Source organism: Paenibacillus solani, from assembly GCF_050475945.1.
Lineage (GTDB): Bacteria > Bacillota > Bacilli > Paenibacillales > Paenibacillaceae > Paenibacillus_AQ > Paenibacillus_AQ solani_A.
The window spans coordinates 496,068-513,612 of the sequence record NZ_JBCMXJ010000015.1 but is presented as its reverse complement, the minus strand read 5'-3'; the positions used below and the strand labels follow the sequence as shown (position 1 = coordinate 513,612).

Genomic DNA, 17,545 nt, shown 5'->3' with positions numbered 1-17,545 from the left:
CCTCCATTATGTTCGGCTAATCCGCCGTAATTGAAATCATTCTTCATACATCTCTCATTTCCAGAGCATGGTCACCAAGGACTGGAACAATCCGATCATTCCGCCCAGAAGAACTCCTAGCCAGGTAATAGCCCTGAACTCGCGTCCGGATACACTAAGGATAACCTCTTCCAATCGCTCAATCGGGAATTTCTCCACCTGCTCCTGGACAAGCTGCGGTAAGTTTACAGCTTTCATGGCTGTAGGAATGCTTCGCTCAAGGAAGCTAAGGCCCTTATCAAGCAACCCAGGCAGCGCTGCCTCGATAGCAGGCACGCGTGGTCCAATAACTTCTGCCAGATGCAGATCCTCCAGCCGCTGAAGCCACTTGGACCAAGGCAGCTTGTCATCCAATATGCGTGTGACCCATTCAAGGCTTGGCTCTCCAGCTGCATTTTCGATAACATCACCAAACGGCATCTCACCATACTGGTTTATTTTACCGAAAACGATCTCCGTGATGGTCTGCCGGACCTTCTCGCCCTCGAGTTGCTGGATTAACATGGGAGTCAGCTTCTGAACCAGTTTATCCTCATCCATAAAAATCGAAGCCATGGTCCCCAGAAACCCGCCAGCCTTATCCATTAACGAGGAAGCCAAGCTCGACAGCATCAGCTGGCCCTTTGCCGACAAAAGAGTATTACCCAATTCCTTCAATACGACATCGGCTGCTGCGGAGCTCCACTTCTTAATCATTTCCTCAGACCAGCCGGGAACAAGTTCCTTCAGCGGTTTAGCCTCCAGCCCGTAACCATGCCATATTGCTGCCGCACCTTGAGATGTAAGCTGACGTGCTGATTGTTCGGCTTGAAGCTTCAAGCGTTCCCACTGCTCGGGACTCCATACCTTCAGCGCCAAATCACCAAAACTCAGCTCTGACTGGCTCCACTCCTCCAGCTTATGACGAAGGCTGTCCTCCATCTTACTTCGAAACACCGGCTTGCGGATGAGATCTTGAAGCCCCTCGCTTGTCACCAGGTAGTCCGAAACCACATGTCCGAGCGACTCTGCGATTTCGTCTTTACGCTTTGGAATTAGACCAGGCGTAAAGGGAAGACGGCGACCCAGAAGTCTTTTTTCTTCCCGGGGGTGGAACAGCATTTTTATCGCAAAATGGTTCGTAATGCCGCCAACAAAGGCAGCAACGCACACATTCACCAAAATAAACAGCCAGTTCGGCATTTTCAGCACTCCTTTTTCCCGAACAGTACAATCACCAAGGGATATATGTCCTCATATGATGCATTACATGCAATGGTCAGACGATGTCTTTAGTCTGCTCACTTAAGTATCCAGTTGTTGTCGGAAGGAGATCCACCATGCGCAAACCGAAGATCAAACCCAACACCAAATCCAAGATATCGGTGCAAATCATCCGCTCAGCTCAGCTTCCGGATTACGATATCAAGCTTGGTGACCGGCTCATAAGACAGCTCCGTATCCCGACAGATACACCGGTACAGCTCGCCTTTGGCTCCTTCAAGCAGGAAATCCAAGTTACTTCAGGAGGAAAATCGAACTCGCTTGCCCTCAGTCCTTCCATCTTCAGTAACACGGGTCTTCTTCCTCGTACCACCATGAATGTCAGATATTACCCAGCGGAGAAAACGCTGAAGATTGGTCCCCTTATTGGTGTCATGGTTAGCCGCTATCAGCCGGATGAACCTGAGAAACCTTTCGGGTCGATCTCGGCCTTCTGCCTGGAAATGGTAAATGCAGCCAAGAAACAAGGTGCATATGTATACTTCTTCACCCCTGACATGATCGGTACGAATCCGTCAACACTTGAAGCGATTGCCTATGACTCGGGTTGGAAAAAGCTCAGCGTTCCAGCTCCGGACGTCATTAATAACCGGCTGTCTACCCGCAAACTGGAGAATAGTCCTAGCGTACAGCATTTTATGAGAGAAGTAAAATCGCAATACGGCACCCAAATCTTTAACGAGAAATTTCTCGATAAATCAGATGTCTTTGAGGCGCTGGGAACCAATGCAAAGCTCCAAAAGTATTTACCTGAATCTTATTTACTCAGCGGTTATCCGACGCTCAAAAAAATGTGTGCAGCTTATCGAACGGTTTTTCTAAAACCGGTGCGAGGAAGCTTGGGTAAAGGAATCATCCGGATATCCCGCCAGGAGAACGGCCATTATCAGACAATGACCACTTCACTTGAGGGAATCAAGAAGCATGCCTATGCTTCTTTACCGAAGCTGTTCAGCAGCTTATCCGCAAAAATCAAAAAAACTCGTTATCAAATTCAGCAAGGACTGGATTTGATCCGAATCAACAAACGGAATGTAGACTTCCGCGCACTTATGCATAAAGACAAAGGCGGTAAATGGGCAGTAACCTCAATAGTCGCCCGAATCGCTGGGGGAGATCACTTTGTTTCCAATCTCGCCAGAGGCGGCACGTTATCTTCCGTTAAAGATGCTCTTGCCATGAGCGTACTTCCATTATCCGCCAAGCAAACGGCTCCCGCGAGAATGAACCAAGCCGCGCTTGATATCGCCCATGGTCTCGAAGCCGCCATTCCCTATCATTTCGGTGAGCTGGGCATTGATCTTGCGATGGATACAACAGGCAGGATTTGGCTTCTGGAGGTCAACTCTAAGCCGTCCAAAGGTGAAAATGCACCATTGAATACCGACTCCAAGGTAAGGCCCTCAGCCGTACGTCTCATCCAATACTGTCAATACTTGACGGGTTTGTAAAAGGAGAACCCTATGTCCTTAAATATGATAGGCACCCTGGGTGTCATGGTATGTCGCAGACCGGGATTTCCGCCTTTTGCCGAGAAGGAATATTTAGGAAAACTGAGTTCACAGGCCAAGGGACTTGGAGTGCAGGTATTCGTATTTTGCCCGGAGGGCGATTCCGCCGTCGGGGGAACCGGTGGCCCTGTAAAACAAATACAAGGGTATCGCTACAATCGAGCAGATGGATGGAGCATCGGCACCTTTTCTGCGCCTGAGCTCATCTACGACCGATGCCTGCACCGAAACGGTGAGGAAACCGCTAGCGCCAGTGAGTTTCTGAACAGACTGCTGCAGCAAGGCTCCATGCTCTGGTCACGGGGGCTGCCGGGAAAACTGAAAGTTCATCAATTCTTGAAACGCTCCTCCGACTTAAAACCTCATCTTCCAGCCACTATTCAATATACAGGGGCTGAGTCACTAAACCGGGCTTTGCTGACTTTCAGGAGCGGAATCTTCATGAAACCAAGCGGGGGCTCACAAGGTCGTCATACTCTATACCTGTCTTTTATAGAAGATCAGAAGATCAAACTGCAAGGAAGAGACCGACGAAACCATACGTTCGAGCAGACGATTACTCTCCAGCAGATGGACGACTGGGTCCGGCATTTTACGGGCAATCGCCGATTTATCATTCAACCTTTCCTGAAACTTCTAAACCGAAAAGGGAATCCGTATGATCTCCGGTCTCTCGTTCAAAAGAATGATCGCGGCTTATGGTCCATCACAGGAATTGCGGTTCGGCAAGGAGCAGAGGACGGATTGACTTCTAACCTTCATGGAGGCGGTACGGCTTACCCTGCCTTGTCATATTTAGCCTCCAATTTCGGAGATGAAAAGGCTGCTCGGATCATTCGGACCATCCGTCATTTATCTGTTCAGCTTCCCCCCTTGCTGGAAGAAGGATTCGGCCGACTGGGCGAGCTGGGGTTCGACTTCGGCGTAGATACCCAAGGGCGGGTATGGATTCTGGAGGTAAATTCCAAACCTGGCCGACGTGCATTCACTTTAACGGGAGATGCTCACGCAGCCAGGTTATCCGTTGAACATCCGATTCAATACGCCCGATATTTATTGCTTCGACAACTTAGGAGGGTAAATACATGAGTTTGAATTTCGGAAATATTCACTTCTCGCAGCAGCCCGAAAAAGTCGTCTTTTTATCCGGTTCGCTGTTTCGAAGCCTAGGGGTATCAAGCAAAAAATCCATTCAGCTTCGAATAGGCACGAGCACCATATCAACTGCGGTAAAGCCGATAGAGCGATCCGGGAAACACATCTATTTAAGCAGCGGAGTCCGAAACAGCATCCCCGTTCCCAGACAAGGACCCATCTACATTCATTCTGCCCATGAGGGAGAAATCGAATTAGGGCCTGTTGTCGGGATTCTATCGGATGGTCCGCACACTCCGTCCAATCCCTTCGGGGCTCGGACCTCCTATATCCGGCAGCTGCTTCGCGAAGGCAATAAAAAAATGTTTGTATATGCATTTGCTCCGCGGGATATAAACTGGCAGCGGGGCAGCGTCCAGGGTTATTTACTCGGCGCTAACGGAGGCTTTGTTCGCCGAACCGCCCCGCTTCCTGACGTCGTCTATAACCGCCTCCCTAGCCGCAAAACTGACTTTTCACCTTTTACTAATCAGCTGCGGGACCGTTTTGGCAAACGCAATATCAAGTTCTTTAACTGGGCCTTCTTCAACAAATCCGATATATATTCACTGCTGGATGGCGATCTGCAAGCAGGAAAGTACTTGCCGGAAACCCATAATAATCCAAGTCCTGAACGGATTAAAGATATGATGGAGCGTCATAATTTTGTATATTATAAGCCCTCTGCCGGTAGTTTAGGCCTCGGCATCTACCGCTTAACCTACCTTCCGAAAAAAGGCTACTACGCGCGTTATCACGGCAACGAAGGCAACACACTGCTTAAATTCCCCAATTTTAATAGCCTAATGCGGATGCTCCAAGCCAAACACGGTTCCAGGCTGCGGAATTATGTCATTCAACAGGGAATACGTCTCATAGAAATTGATGGGTGCCCGATCGATTTCAGATTCCATATGCATAAGAACAGCAAAAATAGCTGGGCGGTAGTTGGTATCGGTGCCAAAAAGGCTGGCCGTGGCAGTGTAACTACGCACATCAAAAATGGTGGATCATTGTTGACGCCGGAACACGCGCTTTCCAGAGCATTCGGCTCCAAATCGCGGGAAGTACTGGAACGTACCAAGCAAGCTGCCATCACAATGTCGGAAGCCATCGAGAGTCATCATCCACATCTCCTGGGAGAACTCGGATTTGATATCGGAATTGATGATCAAGAGAGAATCTGGATGTTTGAAGCAAATTCGAAGCCAGGCCGATCGATCTTCAACCATCCTGCGCTCAAAGCAGAAGGAAAAGCATCGGTCGAGCATATTTTCGACCATAGTATGTATTTGAGTGGCTTCCACAGGGGGAATGATTCGTGATCAGCCGAGTGGAGAGTGATGGAAAACCCATTGTGGCAATCCTGACCATGCATGATTCAAATACGATGTTTAGAGGCAATAGGCAAAATTTCCAGGAAATTATCAAAACGGGAAAAGAGATGGGTTTTCTAGTCTATGTAGTGACCGTACGCGATCTGAAATTGAACTCGGATACCGTTAAAGGCTATATGTTGCAGCACGATAATACCTGGGAGCAGAGACAGTGCCCGCTGCCCCAGGTGATATACAACCGAATTCCAAACCGGGAGGATGAATCCCTCCCCTGGGTTCGTCGCAAAATCAAGGAATGTCAGCTGCATCCCCGCATCGATATTTACAATCCGCATTTCTTTAATAAAAGGCAGCTGTTTGTATGGCTGAATAAATCAGGTTTAACCAAGAAATGGGCTCCCTTAACGAAGCGTATGAAGGGCTTTCCTACTTTATACGAAATGATCAAACGAAAGCCTTACCTGTATCTTAAGCCTGAGGATGGCAAAGCCGGCCAAGGCATCATGAGGGTGCGTTACCAGAAGGATAAATCGTTGCCCTACCGCATTCAAATTCAGAATAACAAAAACAGTACTACCTACAAAGCAGCTTCCCTGGAGCGACTTTGGAACCGGATCTATCAGGAAACTAAAGGGAGCTGTTACTTGATCCAGCAGGGAATTGAATTAGCTCAGGTCCATGGGCGTGCTTTTGACCTCCGTATTCTTGTACAGAAAAATGAATCCGGACTTTGGGCCGTTACCGGCGTTGGTGCTCGTATGGCCGGTGCCAAAAGTATAACGACTCACGTTCCTCGCGGAGGAACGATTGAGGATCCTGAGAAATTACTGCCCATCGTGTTTGGCCAGGAGCGCTCCGATGCCATTCTCAGTGAAGTTAAAAAAGCAGTCGTCCATATGGCCCGGCAAATTGAGAAAAGTTCCGGTCATCCACATGGAGAAATGTCCATGGACCTTGGCATTGACAATGAAGGTGTCCTGTGGTTCTTTGAAGCCAACTCAAGACCAATGAAATTCGATGAACCCGGGATTCGCAAGAAATCTTTGGAGCGGATTTTTCAATATTCCGACTACCTTATCAATCAAAGATAAGCAGGACGCGAGCTCCTTATTCATTAAAAACCCAGGAAAGGAGAGGATCCTATGAAGATCTCATCCCTCTCTCTCTCAAGCCCGGATGAATGGCCTCTTGCAAAGCGGCAATGCAGTGATTTCTTACGGCGATACAGCAATGAGCAACTGATCCATGAAGATCATCAGTGTCTTGCAACGCTATCCTACGATGGGCTGCTGAAACCTGGCACCTCCATCGTCGCGGCAACGGTTCGAAGCGATGTCGGCCATATACCGGTAGGGATTTGCTTTGCGGCAAACTTTGGAGAAGACGCCTGTATGGTTGCTGTACACCCTCTATATCGTAATCGACGTATCGGATCTTCTCTGATCCGCTTACAATTAATCAGTTTCGGCCGATTGCGATGCAAAGTGACTGCCGAATATTCAGCCAGTTTGCGAATGTGCTTTCATGCAGGGTTGCAGGCCGTTACACTGGAGCAAGGCCCGTCAGGTAAGCCTAGATTCATCATGAGCGGAGCCTTGCCCTCAAACCAATTCCGAAGTTCTTTAACAACTAGCGCTGACTCTATTCAAGAAGGTGAGCTTCCGTGTCAAAACCCGTCTTAGGCATTATGACGTTATACTTGGATCAACGGAAAAAGCTGGAGGAACGGCATATCTACGAGCATATGATCAAGGAAGGGAAAGAGATGGGGCTGGACGTCTATGTCTTTACTCCCTCCGATGTAAACAACTCTAAAGGCCTGATCAATGCCATGGAGTACGATCCTGATAACCGGGGATGGAGCCGAAGATGGCGTTCATTTCCCAATATGATTTTTGACCGCTGTCGCATTCAAAAGAGTCCCCGCTTCCAACAGCTGCTAAGTTTTCGTTCGCGTTATCGGCATTTGCTGTTTTTGAACAGACCTTTACGTAACAAATGGACGATTCATCAAATACTGTCCACCAAAAAACGCTTCCGGCCCCATTTGCCTGTTACCCGGATTGTGAGCAGCACAAGTGACATTCATCGGATGCTGGAAAACCACCCTACCGTCTATTTTAAACCGATCAACGGAACGGGCGGGCGTGGAATCCTGCGAATCACGAAGGTCCCGGGTGTTACGGGTACGTATGAAGTCCGGGGACGCAATCACAACCGAAGCATCATTAAACCGAAAAGAATGCCTTCAGGCTATCTGGCACAATATTTGTCAGGCTGGGGTAATAAAGATAGATACTTGGTACAAGAGGGAATTCAGCTGGAGCTTCCCGATGGAAGAGTACATGATTATCGGATGCTCGTACAAAAAAACGGCTCCGGTCAATGGAAGGTTACCGGATGTGTAGGGCGAGTCGGCGCACTAAGAAGTGTCACATCCAACCTGCATGGCGGCGGGCGCGCAACCATGATGGATGAATTGCTGAGTAAATGGATCGAGGATCCGGTACAATCCGCCAATATCCGAAAGGAAGCCGAAGCCCTCGGTGTAGATATAGCCCAATTTCTTGACGGACAGTATGGGGGCTTATGCGAGCTAGCCCTGGATCTAGCCATCGATAAAACGGGAAGAGTCTTTCTCCTCGAGGTGAATCCTAAACCATCAAGGGAAGTATTCTCACAAGTCGGCGATATGGCCGCCTACCGTGAGTCCATGGTAAAACCGTTAGAGTATGCCCTGTGGGTATACAACCAGAAAAAAAACGCTAAGAATGCTTAAGTCAAACGTACGAATACCGGTTTAGCATTTCTAGGATAACACAAAGGCTATTTCCAAGTGGGTCAATTGCTACCATTGGAAACAGCCTTTGTGACTCCTATCTATCTCTACTCGGCATGGTCATGAAGCTTCAACAACTGTGAAAAAGAATGGATAATTACATCCGATCCTTTCAGCTCCTGTTTCCCTCCGAAACCTGCATATTGACAGCCAATAACCGTCTGGCCATTCTCTTTACCTGCCTCCACGTCGGATGATCGGTCTCCTACCATCCAAGCGTCTTGGATATCATGCTGCTCCAGCAGCAAACGAACCAGATCTACCTTCGAAGCCGTCCCATGCTCCCCGGCACTGTATATCCCTTCAAAAAGCGGCATGATCCCTCTCGCTTCAGCTATGCCTTTCACGTAATGCTCCAGACCGTTACTGGCAACAAACAAGCGAACGCCGCGTCGATGAAGCTCCTCCAGCGTTTCTTTCACCTCGGGATACAGAACCGCGGCCTCATTATTCAATCCTTCAAGCTCCAGCTGCAGCAGCAGCTCGTCCGCACGGCGGTGTGCCGCGGATGTCCCATTGGGAATGACTTTTTTCCAGATATCATCAAGCAGCATCCCCAAACATCCAAGCATAAGTTCCTCATCCGGAGTTTCCCCCTCATAATGCCCCTCTTCACGCAAAATGTCGAATAATTGGTGATAAGCAGGCAACAGGAGGGTCTCCGTCTGAAACAGGGTTCCATCCATATCAAATATCATCGCTACCGGCTTGGTCAACGTTGCAGTGTTCTCCACTTGGGTTCTCCCTTCCCTTCGCTCCATATACGTTAATTATAGTCTAGTCTTCCCTCATCATATAGGAACGATATCACAACTGCAAACCCCATTTACCTCGCAGATATTGGCGAATAATATGCACCCTACCTAGGCTTGTCCACTTCAACTTGCATGCCCAGGCTGGATACTTGCTTCCAAGTGAGTCCCCTTAGCATGAATAAGACAGGCCCGGAAATCTCCTTGCATCCTGGCCTGTCATTGTATATTTCATTAGGCTGAATGAACGCTTCCCTATCTTAATATATCTTCTTCGTGGCGCGGTCATCCTTGATGATTTCTACGGCTTCACGGAAGCGGAGAGAATGAATGATTTCCCGTTCCCGCAAAAACTTAAGACTGTCCTGCAAATCTACATCATCCGTCATGTCGATGAGCCATTGGTATGTAGCACGCGCTTTCTCTTCTGCCGCAATATCCTCATATAAATCCGCGATCGGATCTCCTTTTGCCTGAATGTAAGTTGCCGTGAACGGAACCCCACCGGCATTCTCATAATACAGTGCATGATCATGATTTGCATAGTGAGGGCCAAGACCGGCAGCCTCGAGCTCCGCTACGCTTGCATCTTTGGTCAATTTGTACACCATGGCAGCAATCATTTCAAGATGTGCCAATTCCTCTGTACCGATATCGTTCAGTAATCCGATGACCTTGTCTGGAATGGTGTACCGCTGATTCAAGTACCGGAGCGCAGCCGCGAGTTCCCCATCGGCACCACCATATTGCTCCATCAAGAACCTTGCCATTCTGGGATCACATTTACTTACGCGTACAGGATACTGAAGCTTTTTCTCATATACCCACATGGGCTCCTCCGCCTCCTTGTTTTCGCTTTTCCTCCTCACGGGGGCTGCATGCAAGTCTTAAACAAAGCAGCAGCCCGCTAGCCAGCACCATTAAACCTGCCAAGGCCATGGACCTTGCGCCCATTCAAACGGATATTTGGAGAAAGCCCGGCCAAAATTTTGCAGCGGTCCATAACACTCCTGAAACTGCTTAGCAAGCACTGTCCGTTCCTGTGTCAGCCTGTTGAACTGCTCGATGCTTTTGAGATCATCCGGATGAGTATCCAAAAACAGATTCAGCTCCACCAGGACAAAATCCAATGCCTGAAGCTGCTCCAGCATTTCGTAATACTTCAGATCTCCAACCTGGGGTCTGGCTTCATTCACGGCCGATCACTCTCCTTTAAATTTTCGCGAGGTATACGGACTGTACAAGGATGGCCATAACGTTCCGTGTCTCAATGCTTCGGCAGGGCTAAACTGTGGTAGGCCTGGGGGTTGAAACACGATAAACTGGTTAACAGGGACAACATACGATCTGTAAAGTTTGGGAGGGCATGGGTCAAACGGCGAATGAAAGACTGGATATACGCGTACCTCCGGATTCTCCTTCAAAGGTATTCCTCCTTATTATCGCTCACCATAGTTATCAAAGACTCTTCGTAACTAACATATGTCTTTCGCCCAGAAAGTGAACTTTAATTTTGACAAAAAAGACCCTTTCCCCAGGATTTTTTCCGGGAAAAGGGTTCTTTTCATATTGTCTTAAAATTTGATTTTGATTTGAAACAAGCCTGCTTTCCGCATAGCAGAATAGATAATGACAACCAATGGGCCGATAAAAAATCCGATCACGCCAACCAGCTTAAAGCCGACATACATGCTGACAAGCGCAGGCAAAGCACCAATTCCGACGGCATCTCCTATAACCTTCGGTTCCAGCACCCGGCGAATCACTGTAATCAGAATGAAGAGGATGATCAAACCAATCCCCGTAAAGATATCGCCTACCGCGAGCAGATAGATGGACCATGGCACCAATACGGAGCCAACGCCCAGAATCGGCAAAATATCGACAATCGTAACAAGCAAGGCAATTGCCAGCGGATAATTAATACCTAATACGAGCAAGCCTAGCAGCGTAATCACATACGTAAAGAGACTGAGAATCAGCTGTGCCCGCAAAAAGCCGAAGATCGACTTCTTAAGACTTAACAATACTTCATTCACCTGTGACTGTGAGGTTTCATCGAACAGGGACAGAACTTTTTCCCGCATCGTATCGAGGCTGAAGGCAAACAGGTAAACCGCCACGCAGAATACGATGAACGTCACAAACAGGTTCGGCAGTACTTTGGCAAATGACAAAAAGGTTGAAGATACCGAGTTGACAAGCGAGCGGACATAGGAAGAAATATTCGACATGAATTCCGTAAGGCTATCGGCAAGCCCAGGAGAAATGCCGTTCAGCACGTCCTGTGCTTGGATAATCGTATGCTGAAGAAATTCGTTGGCCCCTTCAAAATACTGCGGAGCCCGGCTCCAGTATTCGACCAGCTGATTAAACACCTGCAGCCCGATCAAATACGCCAGAAGCAGCATTAGAAGAAGGAACAACGTGCTGGTCACAGTTGCAGCCGCAATGCGGTTCAACCGCAGTCTTCTTATTAAGAGCCGATTTAACGGCTCCAGTGCAATAGCGATCACAATAGCCAACAAGAAGGGAGCTCCGACCGTAAACATTCCATACAGCAACAGGAGCCCCAGGCCGATAAATATCAGCTGCTTAATCGACATGATCCACTTCCTAACCGATAGAGTCTTGCTAGTACTAGATGAGACGGCTCTCCAACTTGAAATGAATCTTAACGCGAGTTACCCGTAAACGTGTAGATTCCTCAACTTCAAAGTCCACTCCGTTGAAGGTCGCCTTCTTGCCAATTGCCGGATTGCCTTCAAGCTCCTTGAATAGCCAGCCGCCGATGGAATCTACGTTATGCTCTTCAATCATTAAACCGGTCAAATCATTCACTTCTTCAATGAGCATCCGCCCGTCCACCGAAAAGTACTCATCATACACTTCGATTTCCGGCCGTTCATCCTCAAATTCATCATACAAGTCTCCAACAATCTCTTCAAGAATCTTCTCAGCTGTAAGGATGCCGGCAGTCCCGCCGTACTCGTCTACGACTAGCGCAAGCTGCTCATGCTTTGCCTGCATTTGCCGCAGCACACGACTGATCTCCGTCGATTCCGATACATCCATAATAGGTCTTACCAAGGAAGCCAGATCGCGCTGCTTCTCAGGCTCGGCAAGCAAAAGATCCGTAATATGAACAAATCCAATGATGCGATCCTTATTATCCGTGGCTACTGGATAACGGGAATGCTTCGTCTCACTTACAATCTGCAAATTCTCTTCCAAAGTAGCGTTGGTGAAGAGAACGTCCATATCCGTTCGCGGCAGCATAATTTCTCTGGCTCTCAAATCAGAGAAATCGAACAGGTTGTCCATCAATTTCATTTCATTCTCGTCAATGACTCCGCTCTTTGCACTCTCGCTCATCAGAATCCGAATTTCCTCCTCGGAATGAGCAGCTTCGGACTCATTCGCAGGCTCGATGCCGACCATCTTCAGTATACCGTTGGCAGATTTGTTCAGCACCCAGATCACTGGCAGAAAAATGCGATAGAACCAGAGCAGCGGAGCTGACAGAAGCAGTGCTGTTCCTTCCGTCCGCTGGATGGCTAAAGATTTTGGTGCAAGCTCCCCTAACACAATATGCAGGAAGGTAATAATACAGAAGCCCACCGCAACCGAAATCGTGGTGATCAAGGCTTCATTCGTAATACCAAGACTATGCATGATCGGGGCCACCAGCAAATCGGATATCGCAGGTTCCCCGATCCAACCAAGACCCAGGGAAGTTAGGGTAATTCCGAGCTGGGTCGCAGATAAATAAGCATCCAGTTTCTGATTGACTTTAAGGGCAATGCCCGCCAGCCGATTCCCTTCGCTAACCAATTGGGTCAGCCGGGATTGACGCATTTTAACCAATGAGAATTCCGCAGCTACAAATACACCATTTAACAACACGAGTAGGAAAACCAAGAGCAAATTCAAAATCAGTTTCCCGACCTCAAATTCCTCTGCCATGATGACACGCCTTCTTTCCTAGGGTTCTAGTTTGTCTTTGCTTGTCTTGACTTGAAATCCACACCCCGGTAGTACATGTCGGCTACCAACAAATTCGGTCCACAGCAGCTCACTGCATCGCAGTGGCAATTGACCGTTTGATTTAACGGGTGTCCTGTTGACCATTTTTCAAAAATATCGTCCAGCGTTTGTTCCTTAATATTACCAAAAGCCTCAATATCAGCAAAATCCGTTACATATACATCACCAGAAAATAAATTTACATTCACCCGGTTCCTTCCGTCCGGATCATTCCGAACGGTAACGTTCGGTTCATGCCGCAGGCGGCGAATGATTTCCTGGTCTTGATCATCGGAGCTACAGGCATAGAATGGCAGCGTTCCAAACAGCATCCACATGTCTGGATCACGGACATCCAGCAGATGATGGATAGCGGTTTTCATATCCGCCAAGGATAATACCGGTAGGGCCGAAGCAAAGTTAGAAGCATACATCGGATGGACTTCATGCCGTTTGCAGCCCATGTCTTTGATCAGCTTGTGTATGCCGCCCAATTTCGTATGTGTCCGGTAATTAATCATAGATTCGGCGGATATGTACATCCCGGCTGCGCTCAGCTTCTCCGAGTTGACCAGCATCGTATCATACATCTTGTATGCCGTCTCCTTTGAAACGGGGCGTGCACTATTGGCAAAGCCTACCTCATAGAAATCATCTCCGTTCAAATAATTGAAAGAGATGTGCATGACATCCAGGTAGGGCAGCATTTTCTCATATCGACTAATATCAAGCGTCAGATTGGAATTGATCTGGGTACGGATTCCCCGCTCCTTGGCATACTTCAGAAGAGGAACAATGACATTGTCCACGGTCTTGCCCAAGAATGCCGGCTCACCGCCAGTCAGACTGATCGTCTGCAGGTGCTCAACCTCGTCCAGCCGTTTAAGCATCGTATCCAGGGGCAGCATCGGGGCTTCCTTCATGACTAGCATATCCCCAACAGCGCAATGCTCGCAGCGCATATTACATAGATGGGTCACGGTCATCTCCACACTAGTCAGCACATGGCGGCCATGCTCGCGCAAGGAGGTGATGGGATCCCACGGATCATAACTCGGCGAAATCTGCCTTACGGCTGCTGGAATTGGCTGTGCTGTATTACTCATGTTTCACTCACCTTATTTCATTAAATTACCGAATCAAATAGTACAACTTAGCGTGAATGTACTCTACGGTTTTGGATTAAAGTCCATTATATGATTATAACATACCCAATCAGAAGGCTTTTGCTTGATTGGAATGAAGTTCTACCGTTTACTTCCCCTTCTCGGTCCACTCTGAGGAAGACACTCTATGTCTAGGGAACAGCCAGCGGGGACTCCACCAATTCGCTTTGCCCATGATTTTCATGAATGCTGGAACTAGCAGCACACGGATTACTGTGGCATCCAGCAAAATGGCAGCAGTCAGGCCTAACCCAATGGCTTTCATAACTTCGTTGTCCGTAAATATAAAGGCTCCCACAACAACTGCTAGAATCAAAGCTGCGCTTGTGATCAGTCCCCCCGTGCTCTCCAGCCCTTCAGCTGTACTGAATTCGTTATCTCCCGTTCGTACATAGTTCTCCATGATCCGCGAGAGCATCATTACTTCATAGTCCATCGATATGCCGAATACAACACAAAATATGAGTATCGGCAGAAGGGCAAAGATAGATCCCGTAGAGGAGACACCGAGCCAATCAGCACCTATCCCTTCTTGGAATACCCACACCACGATCCCAAGCCCAGCCCCGAGGCTAAGCATGTTCATCACACTTGCTTTTAATGGAAGTACAACCGAGCGAAACGCCAAGAGAAGGATGACATAGGTAACAACAAAAACAAACCCCAGGACCAGCGCAATATTTTGATGGATGGCATCTATAATATCAAGCTTGTAAGCGGGGCTTCCCGTGACGTAGGTAGTCAATTCCTTCGTATCCATCTTCCGAAGTTCCCGGACAAGCTCCGTGGTGAGTGCATGAGATTCCCCATACTCCGGAATTACAGCGACGGCTGCCACATTATTCTTGACAAAGTGATGCTGCTCCAGCTGCTGGCGGATGTCATCACGAGACAAATAGTTGGTTACTTCCTGGATGGAGCCTCTGCCAATGCTCAAGTAACTTTCCACCCTATTCACACCCGGCATTCCCCTGACTTCATCGGTATAAGCCTTCATCAGCTCGATAGACCTTACATTGTCATAGGAAGCTGGAAGATCAACCGCTACAACGATGGAATTCAGTTCTCGTTCATCATAAGCCTGTGTGAGCAGGTCGTAACCATATCGGGATTCATAGGTAGGCGGAAGCACTTCAGCGGCAGGAATGGCAATATTCATGTTTCGAACAGGAAAAATGGCCACCATGAGTAATCCGATGACAGCCAGGGAAATGGTTACGGGATGAGCCATCACAAATCTGGAGATCCTTTTCCACATGCCGGAGGTCTGTCGTATCCGATGAGCCCGGTATTTGGCCGGAAATAAAGGAATTGTATCGATCCGTGTACCCAAAAGTCCTAATAAAGCGGGAAGAAGCGTATTGGCTGCCAGCACGGACAATAGAACGACAGTAATACCGCCTATGCTAAAGGAACGGAAGATCGGTAGATCTATAAAATTCATCGCCACAAAACCTATCAAAACAGCAGCTCCGGAGAATATGACAGCTTTACCGGAAGTAGCGCATGTGACACCCAAAGCAGTTCTGGTATCTCCACCGTTTCTCCCCATTTCTTCTTTAAAACGGCTTACGACCAGCAGGGCATAATCGATTCCTACAGCAAGCCCCAACATCGTGACGACATTTGGAAGAAAATTGCTGATCGAGCCATCAGCCAGCGCAACAAAATACAGAACACCCATCGTAACCACCACGCTGGTTACACCTGCTATCAAGGGAAGAAGTGCCGCTGTCAATGTGCCGAATACGATGGCCAGTATGAGCAACGCTGCTGGAATACCGATCATCTCCGCACGGATAATATCACTTTTGACAGCCTGGTTCATATCAGCAAATATGGCGGTATTTCCCGTTATGTATGTATCTGCACCCGTTATGTCAGGAACGGAGTCTCGTATTTCTTCAAATCGCTTCAGGGCTTCTGAGGCATCCAAGTCCAGCAATGCCGTCACCGACACAATCTGGTCCTCACCTGCCTTGTGAGCAGCCATATTCATATAAATATCCCTGACATAAGGAAGGGCCCGGAAAGGCTCCAATTCGGTCATGATTCGCCTCTGGGATGTACCTGTGGTAAGATTCTCATCATCTTGGCTAATGATGACGATATCCAGAGATGCCGCCGACAACCCTAAACCCTCTTCCAGTTTCTCAACCCCCGCCTGGGAAGGGCTGTCCTTCGGCGTAAACCCATTATGCTGGAGTAGGGATGGCAGCTTGAACGCAAAGGGAATCAACCCGCAAAACAAAAGACACCAGGCCACAACAATGGATTTACGGTGGCGATAAATGAACCGCCCCCATGAATGCAGCCATGTTGTATGGTCGTTACGTCTCACGAGTCAACCTCCTTATCATCAAGTATGATCTTGGTTAGTATGTCCGATGCCTGTAATCATGGTGGTCAGCGTTTGGGACAAATCCAATTCGTATGGTGCGGGGAGCGGAACGCCTTCGGCATCTGTTAATACACGTACAACAGGCCGGTGCGGAACGTTCGCGTGTATTTTGGATACAACACCACTTTCTCCTGTATGTAATTTCACAGTGATTCCAGGAGGGTATATCGCCACACGGTCTCGAAACGTGGCCAGGAATGACTGCTCAAACAGCTTTCCAGAACCTGCATACATGACCTCCACTGCCTCATGCGGCAATAAAGCTGGCTTGTACACTCGCTGTGTTGTCATGGCATCATAAGAATCCGTGATGGCTATCCATTTTGCATATTCGTGGATGTCAGGTCCCTTTAAAGCCCTGGGGTAGCCGCTGCCGTCCAAGCGCTCATGATGGGATAGAGCACAATGGGCCGAAAGCAGCGGAATGTTGGGCTCATCCTTCAAAATTGCAAATCCGATCTCGGTATGCTTCTGAACCTCGCGGAATTCTTCATCACTCAAGCGGCCAGGATGCTGTAGAAGCTTCTGGGAGATCCGCGTCTTGCCTATATCATGAAGTAATGCCCCCAAGCCCAGAACCTTCAGCTCATCTCGGCTATAACCGTGAGCCACTCCGAGGACCGTGGTATAAGTGCAAACGTTAAGCGAATGACGATAAAGGTTGTAATCATTCGTATTCATCTCCGTAAGCAGTACCATACACTCATCGTGCTCTGATATTTCATCCATAATCGATTCCATCATCCCGGAAAATGTTTTGCCAAGATGAAGGAAGCTGCCCTTCAAAGTGGTCTGATTCTCCAGATTCTTGAAGCTTGTCCGAAGCGAGCGAAGCGCCTGCTGCTGGGTCTCTTCAGTTAACAGCTCTGGAACGATAATGTCATCTGTCATCCGATCCTCAATATACACATACCCGATTTCTAAAGTGCCCAGTCGGCGGATAAGTCCTGTTGTCAGCTCCACCCCTTCGGCAAGCAGAATTAGCCCCTCGCTACTATATATTTTTTTACCAAGAACCATTCCCGGCCTCAACGCGTTAATAGGTATAAGACGCAAAATCCGTCACTTCCTCTGCTA

The 17,545-nt window shown here is 48.3% G+C and carries 16 protein-coding genes; 6 read left to right on the top strand and 10 right to left on the bottom strand.

Annotated elements, in window-relative coordinates; all coding sequences use genetic code 11:
- Positions 1-54: 54 nt before the first annotated feature.
- On the bottom strand, positions 55-1,221 hold the full coding sequence (locus ABEQ74_RS17340; protein ID WP_430123365.1) for a DUF445 domain-containing protein: 1,167 nt from the start codon (positions 1,219-1,221) through the stop codon (positions 55-57).
- 137 nt (positions 1,222-1,358) lie between these two features.
- Here ABEQ74_RS17340 and ABEQ74_RS17335 point away from each other — a divergent pair, with 137 nt between their 5' ends.
- Genes ABEQ74_RS17335 through ABEQ74_RS17310 form a run of 6 tightly spaced genes read left to right on the top strand, consistent with a single transcriptional unit; the run spans position 1,359 to position 8,063 of the window.
- Entirely contained in the window at positions 1,359-2,753 is a 1,395-nt protein-coding gene (locus ABEQ74_RS17335) for a YheC/YheD family protein (protein ID WP_430123364.1), read from the top strand.
- Between the two features lie 12 nt (positions 2,754-2,765).
- Complete coding sequence (locus tag ABEQ74_RS17330) at positions 2,766-3,902, top strand: YheC/YheD family protein (RefSeq protein ID WP_430123363.1); 1,137 nt, start codon at positions 2,766-2,768, stop codon at positions 3,900-3,902.
- Positions 3,899-5,272, top strand: coding sequence for a YheC/YheD family protein (locus ABEQ74_RS17325; protein ID WP_430123362.1), 1,374 nt, complete (start codon positions 3,899-3,901; stop codon positions 5,270-5,272). The genes ABEQ74_RS17330 and ABEQ74_RS17325 overlap by 4 nt, the downstream gene beginning before the upstream one ends.
- Positions 5,269-6,375 carry a YheC/YheD family protein gene (locus tag ABEQ74_RS17320; protein WP_430123361.1) on the top strand — a complete coding sequence of 369 codons (1,107 nt, stop codon included), beginning with the start codon at positions 5,269-5,271 and terminating at the stop codon, positions 6,373-6,375. The genes ABEQ74_RS17325 and ABEQ74_RS17320 overlap by 4 nt, the downstream gene beginning before the upstream one ends.
- A gap of 51 nt (positions 6,376-6,426) precedes the next feature.
- Positions 6,427-6,966, top strand: coding sequence for a GNAT family N-acetyltransferase (locus tag ABEQ74_RS17315; protein WP_430123360.1), 540 nt, complete (start codon positions 6,427-6,429; stop codon positions 6,964-6,966).
- Positions 6,948-8,063 carry a YheC/YheD family protein gene (locus ABEQ74_RS17310; protein ID WP_430123359.1) on the top strand — a complete coding sequence of 372 codons (1,116 nt, stop codon included), beginning with the start codon at positions 6,948-6,950 and terminating at the stop codon, positions 8,061-8,063. The genes ABEQ74_RS17315 and ABEQ74_RS17310 overlap by 19 nt, the downstream gene beginning before the upstream one ends.
- A 107-nt stretch (positions 8,064-8,170) precedes the next feature.
- Here the strand turns inward: ABEQ74_RS17310 and ABEQ74_RS17305 are convergent, their stop codons facing one another.
- The 9 genes from ABEQ74_RS17305 to ABEQ74_RS17265 all read right to left on the bottom strand — a co-directional run bounded on the left by ABEQ74_RS17305 (position 8,171) and on the right by ABEQ74_RS17265 (position 17,524).
- Positions 8,171-8,857, bottom strand: a complete 687-nt coding sequence (locus ABEQ74_RS17305; protein WP_430123358.1) for an HAD family hydrolase — start codon at positions 8,855-8,857, stop codon at positions 8,171-8,173.
- A 278-nt stretch (positions 8,858-9,135) separates the two neighbouring features.
- The gene (locus tag ABEQ74_RS17300; RefSeq protein ID WP_430123357.1) at positions 9,136-9,705 is read right to left on the bottom strand and encodes a manganese catalase family protein; all 570 of its coding nucleotides are present in this window, start codon (positions 9,703-9,705) and stop codon (positions 9,136-9,138) included.
- A gap of 90 nt (positions 9,706-9,795) precedes the next feature.
- The gene (locus ABEQ74_RS17295; RefSeq protein WP_430123356.1) at positions 9,796-10,071 is read right to left on the bottom strand and encodes a spore coat protein CotJB; all 276 of its coding nucleotides are present in this window, start codon (positions 10,069-10,071) and stop codon (positions 9,796-9,798) included.
- A 6-nt stretch (positions 10,072-10,077) separates the two neighbouring features.
- Positions 10,078-10,299: a spore coat associated protein CotJA gene (locus ABEQ74_RS17290; RefSeq protein ID WP_430123355.1), complete on the bottom strand. Its 222-nt coding sequence runs from the start codon at positions 10,297-10,299 to the stop codon at positions 10,078-10,080.
- 150 nt (positions 10,300-10,449) lie between these two features.
- Complete coding sequence (gene ytvI, locus ABEQ74_RS17285) at positions 10,450-11,481, bottom strand: sporulation integral membrane protein YtvI (protein WP_430123354.1); 1,032 nt, start codon at positions 11,479-11,481, stop codon at positions 10,450-10,452.
- A 34-nt stretch (positions 11,482-11,515) separates the two neighbouring features.
- On the bottom strand, positions 11,516-12,841 hold the full coding sequence (locus ABEQ74_RS17280; RefSeq protein WP_430123353.1) for a hemolysin family protein: 1,326 nt from the start codon (positions 12,839-12,841) through the stop codon (positions 11,516-11,518).
- 26 nt (positions 12,842-12,867) lie between these two features.
- Positions 12,868-14,007 carry a radical SAM/CxCxxxxC motif protein YfkAB gene (yfkAB, locus tag ABEQ74_RS17275; RefSeq protein WP_430123352.1) on the bottom strand — a complete coding sequence of 380 codons (1,140 nt, stop codon included), beginning with the start codon at positions 14,005-14,007 and terminating at the stop codon, positions 12,868-12,870.
- 148 nt (positions 14,008-14,155) lie between these two features.
- Complete coding sequence (locus ABEQ74_RS17270) at positions 14,156-16,408, bottom strand: MMPL family transporter (protein WP_430123351.1); 2,253 nt, start codon at positions 16,406-16,408, stop codon at positions 14,156-14,158.
- Between the two features lie 18 nt (positions 16,409-16,426).
- A complete protein-coding gene (locus ABEQ74_RS17265) occupies positions 16,427-17,524 on the bottom strand; it encodes an HD-GYP domain-containing protein (RefSeq protein ID WP_430123350.1) in 1,098 nt (365 codons plus the stop codon).
- Positions 17,525-17,545: the final 21 nt, after the last annotated feature.